This window comes from Paracoccus zhejiangensis (genome assembly GCF_002847445.1).
Classification (GTDB): domain Bacteria; phylum Pseudomonadota; class Alphaproteobacteria; order Rhodobacterales; family Rhodobacteraceae; genus Paracoccus; species Paracoccus zhejiangensis.
The window spans coordinates 2335152-2350984 of record NZ_CP025430.1 but is presented as its reverse complement, the minus strand read 5'-3'; the positions used below and the strand labels follow the sequence as shown (position 1 = coordinate 2350984).

At 64.8% G+C, this 15833-nt stretch carries 17 protein-coding genes; 4 read left to right on the top strand and 13 right to left on the bottom strand.

The features are described from left to right. The first annotated feature begins 59 nt into the window (after window positions 1-59). Window positions 60-401 (top strand): 4a-hydroxytetrahydrobiopterin dehydratase, encoded by a 342-nt coding sequence (locus tag CX676_RS11400; protein ID WP_101752724.1) that lies wholly within the window; start codon window positions 60-62, stop codon window positions 399-401. Between the two features lie 67 nt (window positions 402-468). On the opposite strand, the gene CX676_RS11395 is transcribed toward CX676_RS11400, so the two are convergent. Beyond that, the gene (locus CX676_RS11395) at window positions 469-1116 is read right to left on the bottom strand and encodes a L,D-transpeptidase (RefSeq protein WP_101752723.1); all 648 of its coding nucleotides are present in this window, start codon (window positions 1114-1116) and stop codon (window positions 469-471) included. Window positions 1117-1352: 236 nt separating this feature from the next. Here CX676_RS11395 and dalA point away from each other — a divergent pair, with 236 nt between their 5' ends. Together dalA and CX676_RS11385 are read left to right on the top strand one after the other, a co-directional pair. After that, a complete protein-coding gene (dalA, locus tag CX676_RS11390) occupies window positions 1353-1868 on the top strand; it encodes a divisome-associated lipoprotein DalA (RefSeq protein ID WP_101752722.1) in 516 nt (171 codons plus the stop codon). A gap of 160 nt (window positions 1869-2028) precedes the next feature. Further along, window positions 2029-2442: a DUF2852 domain-containing protein gene (locus CX676_RS11385; RefSeq protein ID WP_101752721.1), complete on the top strand. Its 414-nt coding sequence runs from the start codon at window positions 2029-2031 to the stop codon at window positions 2440-2442. A 71-nt stretch (window positions 2443-2513) separates the two neighbouring features. On the opposite strand, the gene betC is transcribed toward CX676_RS11385, so the two are convergent. The 9 genes from betC to CX676_RS11340 all read right to left on the bottom strand — a co-directional run bounded on the left by betC (window position 2514) and on the right by CX676_RS11340 (window position 9976). Then, a complete protein-coding gene (gene betC, locus CX676_RS11380; RefSeq protein ID WP_101752720.1) occupies window positions 2514-4010 on the bottom strand; it encodes a choline-sulfatase in 1497 nt (498 codons plus the stop codon). Further along, complete coding sequence (gene choX / locus CX676_RS11375) at window positions 4007-4936, bottom strand: choline ABC transporter substrate-binding protein (RefSeq protein ID WP_101754284.1); 930 nt, start codon at window positions 4934-4936, stop codon at window positions 4007-4009. The genes betC and choX overlap by 4 nt, the downstream gene beginning before the upstream one ends. Window positions 4937-5010: 74 nt before the next feature. Further along, window positions 5011-5886, bottom strand: coding sequence for a 3-hydroxybutyryl-CoA dehydrogenase (locus CX676_RS11370; RefSeq protein ID WP_101752719.1), 876 nt, complete (start codon window positions 5884-5886; stop codon window positions 5011-5013). A gap of 175 nt (window positions 5887-6061) precedes the next feature. Then, window positions 6062-6988 (bottom strand): electron transfer flavoprotein subunit alpha/FixB family protein, encoded by a 927-nt coding sequence (locus tag CX676_RS11365; protein WP_101752718.1) that lies wholly within the window; start codon window positions 6986-6988, stop codon window positions 6062-6064. Then, complete coding sequence (locus CX676_RS11360; protein ID WP_101752717.1) at window positions 6988-7746, bottom strand: electron transfer flavoprotein subunit beta/FixA family protein; 759 nt, start codon at window positions 7744-7746, stop codon at window positions 6988-6990. Before CX676_RS11360 ends, CX676_RS11365 begins: the two co-directional genes overlap by 1 nt. 109 nt (window positions 7747-7855) lie before the next feature. After that, window positions 7856-8428, bottom strand: a complete 573-nt coding sequence (locus tag CX676_RS11355; protein ID WP_101752716.1) for a cob(I)yrinic acid a,c-diamide adenosyltransferase — start codon at window positions 8426-8428, stop codon at window positions 7856-7858. Between the two features lie 3 nt (window positions 8429-8431). Next, complete coding sequence (locus tag CX676_RS11350; protein WP_101752715.1) at window positions 8432-8629, bottom strand: twin transmembrane helix small protein; 198 nt, start codon at window positions 8627-8629, stop codon at window positions 8432-8434. A 24-nt stretch (window positions 8630-8653) separates the two neighbouring features. Beyond that, entirely contained in the window at window positions 8654-9478 is an 825-nt protein-coding gene (locus CX676_RS11345; protein ID WP_101752714.1) for an SDR family NAD(P)-dependent oxidoreductase, read from the bottom strand. Beyond that, window positions 9479-9976 (bottom strand): SH3 domain-containing protein, encoded by a 498-nt coding sequence (locus CX676_RS11340; protein WP_101752713.1) that lies wholly within the window; start codon window positions 9974-9976, stop codon window positions 9479-9481. A gap of 123 nt (window positions 9977-10099) precedes the next feature. On the opposite strand from CX676_RS11340, the gene parC reads away from it, so the two are divergent. Further along, on the top strand, window positions 10100-12322 hold the full coding sequence (gene parC, locus CX676_RS11335) for a DNA topoisomerase IV subunit A (protein ID WP_101752712.1): 2223 nt from the start codon (window positions 10100-10102) through the stop codon (window positions 12320-12322). Between the two features lie 226 nt (window positions 12323-12548). Here the strand turns inward: parC and folD are convergent, their stop codons facing one another. The 3 genes from folD to ftsH form a co-directional block, all read right to left on the bottom strand. After that, window positions 12549-13424: a bifunctional methylenetetrahydrofolate dehydrogenase/methenyltetrahydrofolate cyclohydrolase FolD gene (gene folD, locus CX676_RS11330; RefSeq protein ID WP_101752711.1), complete on the bottom strand. Its 876-nt coding sequence runs from the start codon at window positions 13422-13424 to the stop codon at window positions 12549-12551. Continuing rightward, window positions 13421-13723, bottom strand: coding sequence for a chorismate mutase (locus CX676_RS11325; protein ID WP_101754283.1), 303 nt, complete (start codon window positions 13721-13723; stop codon window positions 13421-13423). The genes folD and CX676_RS11325 overlap by 4 nt, the downstream gene beginning before the upstream one ends. A 136-nt stretch (window positions 13724-13859) precedes the next feature. Continuing rightward, the gene (gene ftsH, locus CX676_RS11320; protein WP_101752710.1) at window positions 13860-15755 is read right to left on the bottom strand and encodes an ATP-dependent zinc metalloprotease FtsH; all 1896 of its coding nucleotides are present in this window, start codon (window positions 15753-15755) and stop codon (window positions 13860-13862) included. Window positions 15756-15833: the final 78 nt, after the last annotated feature.

Here is a 15833-nt window from a genome sequence, read left to right as displayed (position 1 = left end):
GGCTTATCGCGCCGCCCATGACCTGCTAGTGTTGGCAGCAGCGGCAGAGGGAGGACAGCATGGCGACCAATGACCTGAGCCAGAAGACCTGCGAGCCGTGCCGGGGCGGCATCGCCCCGTCTTCGCCCGAGGCGGTGCGGGAGATGATGACGCAACTCGACGCGGGCTGGGTGCTTGCCGAGGATGGCACGAAGATCAGCCGCCGCTTCGAGTTCAAGGGCTTTGCCAAGGCGGTCGAGATGGCCAACCTGGCGGCATGGCTGGGGAACAAGCAGGGCCATCATCCCGACATCGCCTTTGGTTGGGGCTATTGCGAAGTGACCTTCACCACGCATGAGGCCGGCGGGCTGACGGAAAATGATTTCATCTGCGCCGCCCGGCTGGACGTGCTGGTCGCCTGAGACCGAACGCGAGACAGCAAAAAGGCCCCGTTCCCGGGGCCTTTTCTTTGGGCAGCTGCGCTGCGCCTCAGATGATCAGAACCTGCGTGCCGACGGTCGAGAGGGCGAACAGTTCCTTGATGTGCTCGTTGTAAAGACCGATGCAGCCGTTCGAGGACTTGCGGCCGATCTTGCGCGTGTCGTGGGTGCCGTGGATCCGGTAATACTGCCACGACAGGTAGAGCGCATGGGTGCCGAGCGGGTTGTCCGGCCCGGCGGGCACGAAATCGGGCCATTCCGGGTTGCGCTTCTTCATGTCCGGCGTCGGCGACCAGGTCGGGCCTTCGACCTTGCGGATCACCTCGGTCCGGCCACGACGGGTCAGGTCTTCGCTGACCGGGATCGAGGACGGGTAAAGCTTGTAGACCGACTGGTCCTCGGACCAGTAATGCACCGCGCGCGAGGTCAGGTCGACCAGGATCGCGCCATTGGTCAGGGTGTCGAAATGCGGCTGCCAGCTTTGCGAATGGAAGCTGGAGATGTTCCGGCGGCTGTCCTGACCGCTGTCATATTGCACCGCGCCGGCATCGGGCGTGGCGCCGGCGGTCGCGCCGTAGATCGGCTGGCCGGTATAGGGATCGATCTGCTGGCCAAAGGCCGGAAGCGCCAGGCCGGCGGCACCGGCGGCGGCGGTCGTCAGGAACGCCCGGCGATTAAGCTGGTGAAACTTGCTCATGCTCTTGTCCTTCGTTCTGGGCCGTTCTGCTGGCGGCCTCTTGCTGCCCATCGAGAGAGATGCGGGTCTGTTGGCGGATTTATGCTTATGAACTTGCCATTTCAAATCAAAGGACCGTCATCGGCCGGGCAGGGGCGAAAGGCTGTTGCAGGACTGCCGCATCACGAATTCTTGCGTTTGATCGGAGGCCCGGGTTTGGGTAAATCACCGGAAAACGCCTATGAGGGACACCCGAAATGTTGAACATCCGCACGATTGCGGTCCTGTCCGTGCTTGCGCTGACCGCCTGTGCGCCGCGACTTGCCCAACCGCAGCTTGGCCCTGACGGCCAGCCGATCCCGGTCGCCTACACGATCGACCAGCGCGAGGCGTCGCAGATCCCGCTGCGCGTTCAGGGCCAGATCAACCAGTTGCGCGCCAATATCGGCCTGACGCCGCTGATGCTGAACCCGCAGCTTTCGGCCTCGACCGTGGCGCATTCGCAGGACATGGCGGCTCAGAACCGGGCCTGGCATTTCGGTTCGGATGGCAGCTCGCCCCTCGACCGGGCCAAGCGGCAGGGCTATTTCGGCGGGATCATCGGCGAGAACATCTCGGAATCCTATGAGAACGACATCCAGACCCTGAACGCCTGGATGCAGACCCGCGACACCCGCGACATCATCATGGACCCGACCGCGACCCAGTTGGGCATCGGCTGGTACCAGGAGCCGTCGAAGAAGATCTGGTGGACGCTGGTTACCGGCAACTGATCCGCATCAGGCGGTGAACAGACAAAACCCCGGCCTGATGGCCGGGGTTTTTTCGTTTCGGCGGGTCTGTGAAAAATAGTCCCTGCCGCGTCTTGACCGGGGACTTGGACCTCCCATTTATGTAAATGTGATTAACATTAACATGGAAAGGTCACAAGAAATGCACAGCGCCTCTCAAACCTGGCCGGTCTATCAACTGCCCCAGCAGCGCGGAAATGGTCCGCTTGGCCGTGCCCGTGACTGGCTGGACGAAAAGGGCAAGCCCGCATGGATCGTTGCCATGATCCTCGGCTTCGTTGCCTTCTGGCCGGTCGGCCTCGCCATCCTTGGTTACATGATCTGGAGCAAACGCATGTTCGGACATCGCAGCTGCGGCCATCGCGGCCATCGCAGCCACTACTACGCCGCCCCCACGGGCAATGTCGCTTTCGACGCCTATCGCGATGAAACGCTGAAGCGGCTCGAGGACGAGCACCGCGAATTCCTCGACTTCCTCGCCAAGTTGCGCGAGGCCAAGGACAAGGCGGAGTTCGACCAGTTCATGAACCAGCGCGACCCCAAGACCGACGAGTAAAGTCCTGATCGCGCGAAACGGGGCCGGAGAAATCCGGCCCCGTTCTGCTGTCCGGCGCTACTCCCCCCAAGCTATTCACCGCGCGGGAAGCGCTTGCTTTCCTCCAGCACGTTCAGGTCCATGTGGTTGCGCATGTAACGCTCCGAGGCCTGCATCAGCGGCTGGTGATCCCAGGGGTAATAGGCGCCGTTCCGCAGCGCCTCGTAGACGATCCAGCGCCGGGCCTGCGACTGCCGCACCTCGGCGTCATAGGTCGACAGATCCCAACGCGCGGCCGCCATCTGCCGGAAATGGGCGAGGGTCTCGGCATGGGCCGGATCGGCGGCAAGGTTCATCCGCTCGCCCGGATCGGCCTCGAGATCGAACAGTTGTTCGGGATCGGCCTTGCAGGCGATGTATTTCCACTGCCCTTCGCGCAGGGCGACCAGCGGGGTGATGCTGCCCTCGGCGGCATATTCCATCGCCACCGGCCCGTGCGACGCGCCGCCATCCGCAAGCGATTCCCCATCCGTCCAGGGGGCAATCTCGTCCATCGGCAATCCGGCCAGATCGCAGATCGTCGGCAGCACATCGATGGTGCTGACCGGGCGATCCACGCGCCCCGGCGCCATGCCGGGCGCCGCGATCATCAGCGGCACCCGGGCCGAGCCTTCGAAAAAGCTCATCTTGAACCACAACCCGCGCTCGCCCAGCATCTCGCCGTGATCCGACAGGACAATGATGATCGCCTCTTGCCGGCTGCGTTCCAGCACGTCGAGGATCTCGCCGAATTTCTCGTCGATATAGCTGATATTGGCGAAATAGCCCTGACGCGCGCGGCGCACATGTTCGGGCCGGATTTCCAGTCCCTGCCAGTCGCAGGCGTCCATCAGCCGCTGCGCATGGGGGTCCTGTTCGGCATAGGGGATGGCTTCCGGCGGTTCCAGCTCCGGCGCGTCCTCGTAGAGATCCCAGTATTTGCGCCGGGCGACGAAGGGGTCATGCGGATGGGTGAAGCTGACCGTCAGGCACCAGGGTCGCGCATCCCCGCCCCGCGACAGGTCATAGAGCTTGCGGCAGGCGTGATAGGCGACCTCGTCGTCATATTCATACTGGTTGGTGATCTCGGCCACGCCGGCGCCGGTGACGGAACCCAGATTGTGATACCACCAGTCGATCCGCTCGCCCGGCTTGCGGTAGTCCGGGGTCCAGCCGAAATCGGCGGGATAGATGTCGGTGGTCAGCCGCTCCTCGAAACCGTGCAGCTGGTCGGGGCCGACGAAATGCATCTTGCCCGACAGGCAGGTCTGATAGCCGGCGCGGCGCAGGTGATGGGCATAGGTCGGGATGTCCGAGGCGAACTCGGCCGCATTGTCATAGACCCGGGTGCGGCGCGGCAATTGCCCCGACATGAAGCTGGCGCGCCCCGGCGCACAAAGCGGGCTGCCGGTATAGGCATTGGCAAAGCGGGTCGAGCGTTCGGCCAGCCGCTTCAGGTTCGGGGCGTGCAGGAAATCGGCGGGGCCGTCGGGGAACAGCACCCCCGACAGCTGATCCGCCATCAGGATCAGGATATTCGGCTGCGTCATCCGGCGATGGCAGCCTTGACCGCATCACCGCCGGGCTGACCGTCCAGCGTGGTCACGCCGTCAAGCCAGGGCGTCAGGGCATCGGGATTGGCGGACAGCCAGTCCTTTGCCGCGTCCTCGCCGCTCATCCCCTCGTCGAGGATCTTGCCCATCAGCTGGTTTTCCATGTCAATCGAGAAGACCATCTGCTGAAACAGCTTCGCCGCATTGGGGCAGGCGGCGACCCAGTCCTTGCGGGCCAGCGTATGCACCGTGGCACCACCGAAATCGGGGCCGAATTGCTTGTCGCCGCCCGACAGGTAGGTGACGGCGAAATTCACGTTCATCGGATGCGGTGCCCAAGCGAGAAAGACCGTGGGCGTGCCGGCGGCGTCATTTCGCGCCAGCTGCGCCAGCATCGCCTGTTCGCCCGATTCGACCAGTTCCCAGTCACCCAGCCCGAACTCGTCGGCCTCGATCATGCCCTGGATCGACTGGTTCGCCGGGGCGCCCGGCTCGATCCCGTAGATCTTGCCCTCGAAGGCGTCCTTCTGCGCATCGAGATCGGCGAAGTCCTTGACCCCGAGATCGGCACCCGGCGTGGTCACCGCCAGGGTGAACTTGGCACCCTCGAGATTCTGGCCCAGCAGGTCGACCACGCCCGAGGCATCCAGATCGTCGCGGAATTTCTGCTGTGCCGGCATCCAGTTGCCCAGGAAAACGTCGGTATCGCCGTTCTTCAGCGCCTCATAGCCGACCGGCACCGACAGGGTGCTGATTTCGGGCTCATAGCCCAGACCCTGCAGCACCACGCTGGCAACGCCATTGGTGGCGGTGATGTCGGTCCAGCCGGGATCAGACAGGCGGACGGCCTTGCAGGCCTCGTCATCGGCAAGGGCCGGCGCGGCCAGAAGGGTCAGCGCCGTCGTCACAATCACTCGCTTCATCATCACACTATCCTCGCTTCGGATCGGGTCATCCTGTGGCGGCGAGGCCGGGCCGGCCGGTCTGAATGCGGCATTCAGCGCGTCGGAACCGGCTCCTCGCCGCGATAGTCATAGAAGCCGCGCCCGGTCTTGCGACCCAGCCAGCCGGCCTCGACATATTTGGTCAGCAGCGGGCAGGGGCGGTACTTGGTATCCGCCAGCCCCTCATGCAGCACGTTCATGATTGCCAGACAGGTATCCAGCCCGATGAAATCCGCCAGTTCCAGCGGTCCCATCGGGTGATTGGTGCCGAGCTTCATGGCGCTGTCGATCGACTTCACGTTGCCCACGCCCTCGTAGAGCGTGTAGACCGCCTCGTTGATCATCGGCATCAGGATGCGGTTGACGATGAAGGCGGGGAAATCCTCGGCACTGGCGGCGGTCTTGCCGATCTTCTCCACCACCTCCAGCATCGCCTGATAGGTCGGCTCATCGGTGGCGATGCCGCGGATCAGCTCGACCAGCTGCATTACCGGCACAGGGTTCATGAAGTGGAAGCCCATGAATTTTTCGGGCCGGTCGGTGCGGCTGGCAAGCCGGGTGATCGAGATCGACGAGGTGTTCGAGGTCAGGATCGTGTCATGCTTCAGATGCGGCAGCAGGTCCTCGAAGATCGCCTGCTTCACCGTCTCGCGCTCGGTCGCAGCCTCGATCACCAGGTCGGTCTTGCCCAGATCGGCCAGCTTCAACGTGGTCTTGATCCGGCCCATCGCCGCCGCCTTGTCCTCGGCCGTGGCCTTGCCCCGGCTGACCTGGCGTTCGATGTTCTTGTCGATCAGGGCGACGGCCTTGTCCAAGGCCTCCTGGCTGATATCGGTCATCAGCACGTCATAGCCGGCCAATGCGAAAACATGGGCGATGCCGTTGCCCATCTGCCCTGCGCCGATCACGCCCACCGATTGAATCGCCATCTCGTCTCACCCTCGCTTGACTGGGGGCGACGATAGGGCGGCATCGGAGGCGCTTCAATGAGAAAACCGCCCGGGCCGGTTGGCGCGGGCGGTTCGGTGTTCTGGCCGGGGCGGGGGCGCTGCCCCGTCGCGCTTTGCGCGACTCCCCGGGATATTTAAGCCAAGATGAAAGCTCTTACAGCTTCTCGGTCAGTTCCGGGACCACGGTGAAGAGATCGCCCACCAGACCATAATCGGCGATCTGGAAGATCGGGGCCTCTTCGTCCTTGTTGATGGCGACGATGACCTTCGAGTCCTTCATGCCCGCGAGGTGCTGGATCGCACCCGAGATACCGACGGCGACGTAAAGCTCGGGCGCCACGACCTTGCCGGTCTGGCCGACCTGCCAGTCGTTCGGTGCGTAGCCACTGTCGACGGCAGCGCGCGAGGCACCGACGGCGGCGCCCAGCTTGTCGGCCAGGGCCTCGATGATGGCGAAGTTCTCTTTCGAGGCGACACCACGGCCACCCGAGACCACGCGGCCGGCCGAGGTCAGTTCCGGGCGGTCGGATTTGGCGACCTCGTCGGCAACCCAGCTCGACAGACCGGGGTTCTCGGCAATGGCGGCGTCGGAAACGCTGGCCGAACCGCCATCGCCCGCAGCATCGAAGCTCGCGGTGCGGACGGTGAAGACCTTCTTCGCGTCTTTCGACTTGACCGTCTGGATGGCGTTGCCGGCATAGACCGGGCGCTCGAAGGTATCGGCATCGATCACCGCCGAGACATCCGAGATTACCATCGCGTCGAGCAGCGCGGCGACGCGCGGCATGACGTTCTTGGCGTCGGTCGTGGCAGGAGCAGCAATGTGCGAATAGTCGCCGGCCAGCGACACGATCAGCGCGGCGGTCGGCTCGGCCAGACGGTGGCCATAGAGCGCATCCTCGGCGACCAGCACCTTGGCAACACCGGCGATCTTCGCCGCTTCTGCAGCGGCCTCCTTCGCGGACGCCCCGGCGCAGAGCACCGTCACATCGCCCAGACCCTTGACCGCGTTCACGGCCTTGGCCGTGGCATCGACGCTCAGCACACCGTTGGTGACTTCACCCAGCAGAAGAACAGCCATCAGATCACCCCCGCTTCTTTGAGTTTGCCGACCAGCTCGTCGACCGAGCCGACCTTGATCCCGGCCTTGCGGCCCTCGGGTTCCTTGACCGAGACGATCTCGAGCCGCGGGCTGACATCGACGCCGTAATCCGCCGCCGTCTTTTCATCGAGCGGCTTCTTCTTCGCCTTCATGATGTTCGGCAGCGAGGCATAGCGCGGCTCGTTCAGCCGCAGGTCGGCGGTGACGATCGCCGGCAGCTTCACCTCGATGGTCTGCAGACCACCGTCAACCTCGCGGGTGACTTTCGCCGCACCGCCCTCGATTTCGAGCTTCGAGGCAAAGGTCGCCTGACCCCAGCCCAAGAGCGCGGCCAGCATCTGGCCCGTGGCGTTCATGTCATTGTCGATGGCCTGCTTGCCGGCGATGACCAGCTGCGGTCCTTCGGCATCGACCACGGCCTTGAGGATCTTGGCGACGGCCAGCGGCTCGATGTCCTGGTGCACGTCATCGGCGGCAACCACGAGGATCGCCCGGTCGGCGCCCATGGCCAGCGCGGTGCGCAGCGTCTCCGCCGCCTGCTTCACGCCGATCGAGACAGCGATCACTTCTTCCGCGACGCCCTTCTCCTTCAGCCGGATCGCCTCTTCCACGGCAATCTCGTCAAAGGGGTTCATCGACATCTTCACATTCGCCAGATCGACACCCGTGCCGTCCGCCTTCACGCGGGCCTTCACGTTGTAGTCGATTACGCGCTTCACCGGCACGAGGACCTTCATCCGTCTCTCTCCCAAAGTTGCGTCATCGGTTCGCGGCCCGTGTTAGCTGCCGAAAGGCAAGCTTTACAAGACCAATTTCCATGACGTTACGTTTACGCCAACGTAAGCCTTAGCGGCTGGCCCCCGGCACCCAGAGGATATCGTCGAGCCCGCCGTTATTGGCGACCCGACCGGCGACGAACAGCCAGTCCGAAAGCCGGTTCAGGTACTTGATCGCGACCGCATTGGCATCGCCACCCGCCGCCAGTTCGGTCGCCCGGCGCTCGGCCCGGCGCGCCACGGTGCGCGACAGGTGCAGATGCGCGGCCAGCGTCGAGCCGCCCGGCAGGATGAAGCTGCGCAGCGGTTGCAGGTTGGCATTCATCGCGTCGATCTCGGATTCGAGCCGGTCAACCTGCGGCTGGACGATGCGCAGCACCTCGTAACCGGCCTCGCCGTCGGCAGCCATGTTCGGTCGCGACAGGTCGGCCCCGAGATCGAAAAGATCGTTCTGGATCACCGCGATACGCGCGGCCAAGTCGCCGGTCGCGTGCAGCCGGCACATGCCAAGGGTGGCATTCAGCTCGTCCACCGTGCCATAGGCCTCGACCCGCGGATCATGTTTCGCCACCCGGCTGCCATCCGACAGCGCGGTGTCGCCCTTGTCGCCGGTGCGGGTGTAGATCTTGTTCAGAACGACCATGGATTACCCTCTCAGCCAGACGTAAAGCAGGATCAGTGCGATGGCGACGGCCTGGGCGATGATCCGCCAGCGCATCATCCGGTTGCCATGCTTGCGGTTCCAGGCGCCGCCGCGGGCAAAGCCGCCGATCCCGGTCACCAGGATCAGGGTCGTGGCCAGCACCGCCAGCACGATGAGATAGAACAGGGGATCGTCCTTCATGGGACCTCGCTTTCGCGCCGGACCCTAGCTGCGGCGGGCGAACCAGTCCAGTGCGCGCGTCGGCAGAATCCGCCGTCCGATTCCCGAAACCCGGGTCGGAACGGTGACATAATAGCGCGGCTTGGGGCGCGGGTCTTCCAGTGCATGGGCGATGCGGCGGCTGACCGCCTCGGGCGGCAGTTCGAAGCGATCCTTCTTTGCCGAGGGCTGGTAGAGCCGCTTCAGCAGCGTATCGCGGTAATCCTGCACCCGGGCGCTGTCTTGCCAGTTCACCCACCGCTCGAAATGCGGAATGGCGTTCACCCGGATCCGCGAGGCGATCGGGCCGGGTTCGATCAGGCTGACATGGATCGGCGTATCCGCCAGTTCGATCCGCAGCACGTCGGTCAGCCCCTCGAGCGCGAATTTCGTCGCCACATAGGGGCCACGCCATGGAATGCCGACAAGCCCCAGCACCGAGGAGATATTGACGATCCGGCCCCGGCCCAATTCGCGGAAATGCGGGATCAGCCGCACGGTCAGGTCATGGGTGCCGAAGAGATTGGCCTCGAAGATCGACCGGAGGCCGCCGCGCGGAATATCCTCGACCGCGCCGGGCAGGGCGAAGGCGGCGTTGTTCACCAGCGCGTCGACCGGCCCGCCGGCGAGCGCCTCGGCGACGCATTCGGCCACGCTGGCCTCATCGGCCAGTTCCAGATGCAGGCATTCCATGCCTTCGGCCTGGCGGGCGGCAATGTCCTCGGGCTTGCGGCAGGTCGCCACCACCTGCCAGCCTCGACCCTTGAGGTGCCGCGCGGCATCCAGCCCGATGCCCGAGGAGCAGCCGGTCAGCAGAACCCTGCCGGACATCTAGTTCGGCCGCTCGGGCGACAGGAATTGCAGCGACATGTAACCCTCGCGCCCGCCGGCATCGCGCAGCTGTACCCAGCCTTCGGTCTGGCCAAGGATCTCGACCGGGCTGCCGCGCAGGATCGCGCCGATCACCCGGTCATTGGTCGAGGGGCCGGCGCGGAAATTCACCCGGTCGCCGGTCACGTACATGATCTCGGCGCCGCCTGCCGCCAGTGCCTCGGCCTCGGCCAGTTCGGTCTCGGCTTCGCCGGCATGTTCGGGCGAGGGGCGCAGCGGCGGGCCGGGGAAGGTCTGCACCTGTTCGGGTGTCTGGGCCACCTCATCGGCAGGGACTGCCGGGGCCGCCGCTTCAACCACCGTCTCGACGGGTGCGGCCTCCGGCGCGGGCGCGGCCTCCTCGGTCGTCGGGTTGAAGGGCCGGTCCGGGTCCCGGTCGCCAAGAAGCGCCAGAACTGCGAACAGGCCCAGCAAAGTCAGGATCGTCAGTCGAATCATCTTGCGTTCGTTCCCCCGCGGCACCGATCTTAACGCCCTTTCACGCGGCTGTGTTCCGCAGCTTGTCGCAGGGCGCGGATTTTCCCGCTGGACCGAGGCCCCGCCGCGCCCTATCCAGTCGCCATGTCTGACGAATTGCCCCTCGACCCCGACCGCAATACCGAATCCGAACCGCTGTCGCGGGCCATCGGCGAGCGCTACCTGACCTATGCGCTGTCGACGATCATGAACCGCGCGCTGCCCGATGCGCGGGACGGGCTGAAGCCGGTGCATCGCCGCATCCTTTACGCCATGCGCGAGCTGCGGCTGTCGCCCACCGGCGCGTTCCGCAAATCCGCAAAGATCACCGGCGACGTGATGGGCAACTATCACCCCCATGGCGATGCCGCGATCTATGACGCGATGGCGCGCTTGGCGCAGGATTTCGCCATGCGCTATCCGCTGGTCGACGGGCAGGGGAACTTTGGCAATATCGACGGCGATAACCCCGCCGCCAGCCGCTATACCGAGGCCCGTCTGGCGATGGCCTCCGAGGCGCTGATGGAGGGGCTGGCCGAGGATTCGGTCGATTTCCGCCCGAATTATGACGGCACGCTGACCGAGCCTGTCGTGCTGCCCTCGGCCTTCCCGAACCTTCTGGCAAACGGCGCCTCGGGCATCGCGGTCGGCATGGCCACGAACATTCCGCCCCATAACCTGCACGAGGTGATCGACGCCTGCCTGCATCTGATCAAGATGCCCGAGGCCCGCGACGATACCCTTGCTGGCCTGATCAAGGGGCCGGACTTCCCCACCGGCGGCGTGCTGGTGGAAAGCGCGGAATCGATCGCCGAGACCTATCGCACCGGGCGCGGCGCCTTCCGGCTGCGTGCAAAGTGGGAGCAGGAGGATCTGGGCCGGGGTCAGTGGCAGGTCGTCGTCACCGAGATCCCCTACCAGGTGCAGAAATCCAAGCTGATCGAGCGTCTGGCCGAGCTGATCCAGACCAAGAAGATCCCGATCCTTGCCGATGTGCGCGACGAATCGGCCGAGGATGTCCGCATCGTGCTGGAACCCCGCGCCCGCAGCGTCGATCCCGAGCAGCTGATGGCGGCCCTGTTCCGCGTCAGCGATCTGGAGATCCGCTTCAACCTGAACATGAACGTGCTGATCGATGGCCGCGTGCCCAAGGTCTGCTCGCTGAAAGAGGTGCTGCGCGCCTTTCTGGACCACCGCCGCGAGGTGCTGGTCCGGCGCGCGAATTTCCGGCTGGAAAAGATCGCCGCACGGCTCGAGGTGCTGGAAGGCTATCTGATCGCCTATCTGAACCTCGACCGGGTGATCGAGATCATCCGCTTCGAGGATGACCCGAAATCGGTGATGATGGCCGAGTTCGGGCTTACGGATGTGCAGGTCGAGGCGATCCTGAACATGCGCCTGCGCGCCCTGCGCAAGCTGGAAGAGATCGAACTTCGGGCCGAGCGCGACAATCTCTTGGCCGAGCGGGACGGGCTGCAGGCCATGCTGGCCGATGAGGGCGCGCAATGGTCGCGCATCGCCGACCAGTTGAAGGAGGTTCGCAACCTCTTTGGCAAATCCGCGGCCGAGGGCCAGCGCCGTACCCTGATCGGCGATGCCGTGGAGGTCGAGCCGATCGACATGGAGGCGATGATCGAGCGCGAGCCGCTGACGGTGATCCTTTCGAAGATGGGCTGGATCCGGGCGATGAAGGGCCATCAGGCGCTGGATGCCGAGGTCAAGTTCAAGGATGGCGACGGGCCGGGTCTGGCGCAACATGCCGAGACCATCGACAAGCTGATGATCTATGCCAGCAATGGCCGCTTCTACACCCTGCCGGCCAACAACCTGCCCGGCGGGCGCGGCATGGGCGAGCCCCTGCGGCTGATGATCGACCTGCCGAACGAGGCCGAGGTCATCGCCATGTTCCCGTGGCGCGAGGGCGAACGCTACCTGGTCGCCTCGAAGGCCGGGGACGGATTCATCGTCTCTGCCGCCGATATCCTCGCCCAGACCAAGAGCGGCAAGCAGGTGCTGAACGGCGAGGCGCTGCTGATCCGTCCGGTCAGCGGCGACCATGTCGTGACCGTCGGCCAGAACCGCAAACTGCTGGTCTTCCCGCTGGACGAACTGCCCGAGATGGCGCGCGGCAAGGGCGTGCGGCTGCAGAAGTTCAAGGATGGCGACCTGTCGGACGCGGCCTTCATCACCTTGGCCGATGGCCTGCGCTGGCAAGAAAGCGGCGGCCGCACCCGCACCGAGCCGGACCTGACCGAATGGCTGGGCAAACGCGCCAGCGCCGGCCGCATGGCCCCGCGCGGATTCCCTAGGGACAATAAGTTCAATTGAAACGGGAGCAGGGGCTTCGCCCCGGTCATCGCTCGGGCGATGACCTCCCCAGGATATTTTCACCAAGATGAAATGGCGGCGCCCTGACCCGCCGGTCCCTTGCGGAGCGGTCGGGCAGGGCGCTTTCACCTTGGGCGGTCATCGGCGTCCCCGCCTGTACCGCTCATCCCGGATAACCGGAAATGCTCTCAGCTTGGTTTAAATATCCCCGCCGGAGGCAAGAAAATCAGGGCGTCAGCCCCTCGGGATCGGGCAGGCCATTGGCGCGGGCGGTGGCCGTCAGCGTATTGGCCAGCAGGCAGGCAATGGTCATAGGACCGACGCCGCCCGGCACCGGCGTGATCGCGCCGGCGACCTGCTCCGCCTCGGCGAAATCCACATCACCGACCAGCCCGTCATCGGTGCGGTTGATTCCCACATCGATCACCGTGGCCCCAGGTTTCACCCAATCGCCCTTGACGAAATTCGCGCGACCGACGGCGGCCACCAGAATATCGGCGGTGCGGCAAAGCCCCGGCAGATCCTGCGTGCGGGAATGGGCGATGGTCACCGTGGCGCTGTCGCGCAACAGCAGCTGCGCCATCGGCTTGCCGACGATGTTCGACCGCCCGATCACCACCGCATTCTTGCCCGAGAGCGAACCCAGATGCTCGCGCAGCATCATCAGGCAGCCAAGCGGCGTGCAGGGCACCATGGCCTTCTGCCCGGTCGCCAGACGGCCGACATTCAGCACAGTGAAGCCGTCCACGTCCTTCTCTGGCAGGATGGCATTGATGACCGCTTCCTCGTCCATATGCGCGGGCAGGGGCAGTTGCACCAGGATCCCGTTCACCGCCGGATCGGCATTCAGCCGCTCGATCAGCGCCAGCAGATCGGCCTCGGGCGTCTCGGCCGGCAGCTTGTGCTCATACGAGTTCATCCCGACCTCGAGCGTCTGCTTGCCCTTCGAGCGGACATAGACCTGGCTCGCCGGGTCCTCGCCGACCAGCACGACCGCCAGACCCGGCGTGATCCCTTGGGCCTTCATCGCCGCCACTTCGGTGGCGATACGGGTCCGCAGCCCGGCGGCGAAGGCTTTTCCGTCGATCAGCGTGGCGCTCATTCCTGCTCTCCCTTCAGATGGCGGTCTTCCTGATCTATGGCGGCATCGATCAGCCTGCGCCAGATATGCTCGATCAGAGCGGGGTCCAGCCCGGCATCGGCGGCATGACGGCAGACGTTTGCGACCACCTCCTCGACGCGGTCATCGATCCGCGCCGGCAACCCGTCCCGCGCCTTGATCCGCGCCGCCCGGTCGATCAGGGCGCTGCGTTCGGCCAGCATGGCGATCAGCTCGGCATCCAGCGCGTCGATGCGGGCGCGCAGGGCGGTCATGTCGGGGATGTTGTCAAACTGGCTCATCTTGGGCGGGGACATGCACCCATGCGCCGCCAGAGGCAAGGGGGCGCGGGGAAAACCGCCCGCGCCTCATGGTCACAGCCCAACGAAAAACCCCGGCCGCGAGGGGCCGGGGTTCCAGTTTTGGGAAAGCCGTGGCTCAGGCCGGGGCAGGGTCGCCACCGGGGGCGGGCTTCGCCTCGCCCGCCTTCGGCACCGAGGTCACCGAGGGGATCGAGCTGCCCGGCGTGTTGTCATCGCCGCCCAGCTGTTCGCCGCGAATGACCTTGCCGATCTCTTCGCCGGTCAGCGTCTCGTATTCCAAGAGGCCCTTGGCCAGTCGCTCGAATTCCTCGTCCTTTTCCAGCAGGATGCGGCGGGCGTCCTGATAGCCCTGTTCGATCAGGTCATGGACCTCCTGCTCGATCAGTTCCTTGGTCGAGGCCGAGATCGAGAAGCCACCGGTCGAGCCGTTATAGCCCTCATGCGCCTCGGCATAGTCGATATTGCCGACCTTGTCAGACATGCCCCAGCGCATCACCATGGCGCGGGCCAACTGGCTGGCCTGCTGGATGTCGCCGGCGGGGCCGTTAGACACGCCTTCTTCGCCGTATTTGATGATCTCGGCTGCCTTGCCCGCCATGGTCATGGCCAGCTTCTGCTTGGCCTCGTCCTTGTGGAAGTTCAGCCGGTCCATCTCGGGCAGCGACACCACCATCCCCAGCGCACCACCGCGCGGGATGATCGTCGCCTTGTAGACCGGATCGCATTTCGGCAACGACAGGCCGACGATGGCATGGCCGGCCTCGTGATAGGCGGTCTTTTCCTTCTGCTCGGGGGTCAGGACCATGCTGCGGCGCTCGACGCCCAGCATGACCTTGTCCTTGGCGTTCTCGAAATCTTCCATGCTGACAAAGCGGCGGCCGATGCGGGCAGCGGCCAGCGCGGCCTCGTTCACCAGGTTCATCAGGTCGGCGCCCGAGAAGCCGGGCGTGCCGCGGGCAATGATGCGCAGGTCGACATCGGGGCCGACCGGCACTTTGCGCGAATGGACGCCGAGGATCTTCTCGCGGCCCTTGATATCGGGGTTCGGCACATGGATCTGGCGGTCGAAACGGCCCGGGCGCAGCAACGCCGGGTCCAGCACGTCCTTGCGGTTGGTGGCGGCGATGATGATGATGCCTTCGTTGGCCTCGAAGCCGTCCATCTCGACCAGAAGCTGGTTCAGCGTCTGCTCGCGCTCGTCATTGCCGCCGCCGATGCCCACGCCACGGGCGCGGCCCACGGCGTCGATCTCGTCGATGAAGACGATGCAGGGGGCGCTTTTCTTGGCCTGCTCGAACATGTCGCGCACGCGGCTTGCGCCGACGCCGACGAACATCTCGACGAAATCCGAACCCGAGATGGTGAAGAAGGGGACACCGGCCTCGCCAGCGATCGCGCGGGCCAGCAGGGTTTTACCGGTGCCCGGAGGACCAACCAGCAGCGCGCCTTTCGGGATCTTGCCGCCAAGACGGCTGAACTTCTGCGGGTTGCGCAGGAATTCGACGATCTCTTCCAACTCCTCCTTGGCCTCGTCGATACCGGCCACGTCGTCGAAGGTCACGCGGCCATGCTTTTCGGTCAAGAGCTTGGCCTTGGACTTGCCAAAGCCCATGGCGCCGCCACGGCCACCGCCCTGCATCCGGTTCATGAAGAAGATCCAGACGCCGATCAGCAGAATGAAGGGCAGCCAGACGCCCAGCATCGACATGAAGCCGGATTGCTGCTGCTTGACGACCTGAACCTCGACACCCTCGGCGATCAGCTTGTCGGTAATCTCTTCGCCCATCGGGCGCACGGTGACATAGTTCTGCCCGTCGGTGCCGACGATGGTGATATCCTCGCCGTCGATGGTGACGGACTGGATCTGGTCGCTCTGGGCGCGCTGGATGAAGTCGGAATAGGTGATCTGGCGGCTGTTCAGCGGTGCGCCACCGTCATTGAAGACGTTGAACAGCATCAGCACCATCAGGAACAGGGCGACCCAGACGGCCAGATTGCGTGCATTGCCCAAGACGGGACCTCCGAGCGGAAACAGTTGCGACAGAAAATAGGGATTATCGGGCGGGGTTCAATGCGCGCTTTGCCGCGC

Excerpts from the sequence above, each read along its gene's own strand:
- CX676_RS11400 (WP_101752724.1), top strand. The coding sequence starts at position 60 with ATGGCGACCAATGACCTGAGCCAGAAGACCTGCGAGCCGTGCCGGGGC.
- CX676_RS11395 (WP_101752723.1), bottom strand. The coding sequence starts at position 1,116 with ATGAGCAAGTTTCACCAGCTTAATCGCCGGGCGTTCCTGACGACCGCC.
- dalA (WP_101752722.1), top strand. The coding sequence starts at position 1,353 with ATGTTGAACATCCGCACGATTGCGGTCCTGTCCGTGCTTGCGCTGACC.
- CX676_RS11385 (WP_101752721.1), top strand. The coding sequence starts at position 2,029 with ATGCACAGCGCCTCTCAAACCTGGCCGGTCTATCAACTGCCCCAGCAG.
- betC (WP_101752720.1), bottom strand. The coding sequence starts at position 4,010 with ATGACGCAGCCGAATATCCTGATCCTGATGGCGGATCAGCTGTCGGGG.
- choX (WP_101754284.1), bottom strand. The coding sequence starts at position 4,936 with ATGAAGCGAGTGATTGTGACGACGGCGCTGACCCTTCTGGCCGCGCCG.
- CX676_RS11370 (WP_101752719.1), bottom strand. The coding sequence starts at position 5,886 with ATGGCGATTCAATCGGTGGGCGTGATCGGCGCAGGGCAGATGGGCAAC.
- CX676_RS11365 (WP_101752718.1), bottom strand. The coding sequence starts at position 6,988 with ATGGCTGTTCTTCTGCTGGGTGAAGTCACCAACGGTGTGCTGAGCGTC.
- CX676_RS11360 (WP_101752717.1), bottom strand. The coding sequence starts at position 7,746 with ATGAAGGTCCTCGTGCCGGTGAAGCGCGTAATCGACTACAACGTGAAG.
- CX676_RS11355 (WP_101752716.1), bottom strand. The coding sequence starts at position 8,428 with ATGGTCGTTCTGAACAAGATCTACACCCGCACCGGCGACAAGGGCGAC.
- CX676_RS11350 (WP_101752715.1), bottom strand. The coding sequence starts at position 8,629 with ATGAAGGACGATCCCCTGTTCTATCTCATCGTGCTGGCGGTGCTGGCC.
- CX676_RS11345 (WP_101752714.1), bottom strand. The coding sequence starts at position 9,478 with ATGTCCGGCAGGGTTCTGCTGACCGGCTGCTCCTCGGGCATCGGGCTG.
- CX676_RS11340 (WP_101752713.1), bottom strand. The coding sequence starts at position 9,976 with ATGATTCGACTGACGATCCTGACTTTGCTGGGCCTGTTCGCAGTTCTG.
- parC (WP_101752712.1), top strand. The coding sequence starts at position 10,100 with ATGTCTGACGAATTGCCCCTCGACCCCGACCGCAATACCGAATCCGAA.
- folD (WP_101752711.1), bottom strand. The coding sequence starts at position 13,424 with ATGAGCGCCACGCTGATCGACGGAAAAGCCTTCGCCGCCGGGCTGCGG.
- CX676_RS11325 (WP_101754283.1), bottom strand. The coding sequence starts at position 13,723 with ATGAGCCAGTTTGACAACATCCCCGACATGACCGCCCTGCGCGCCCGC.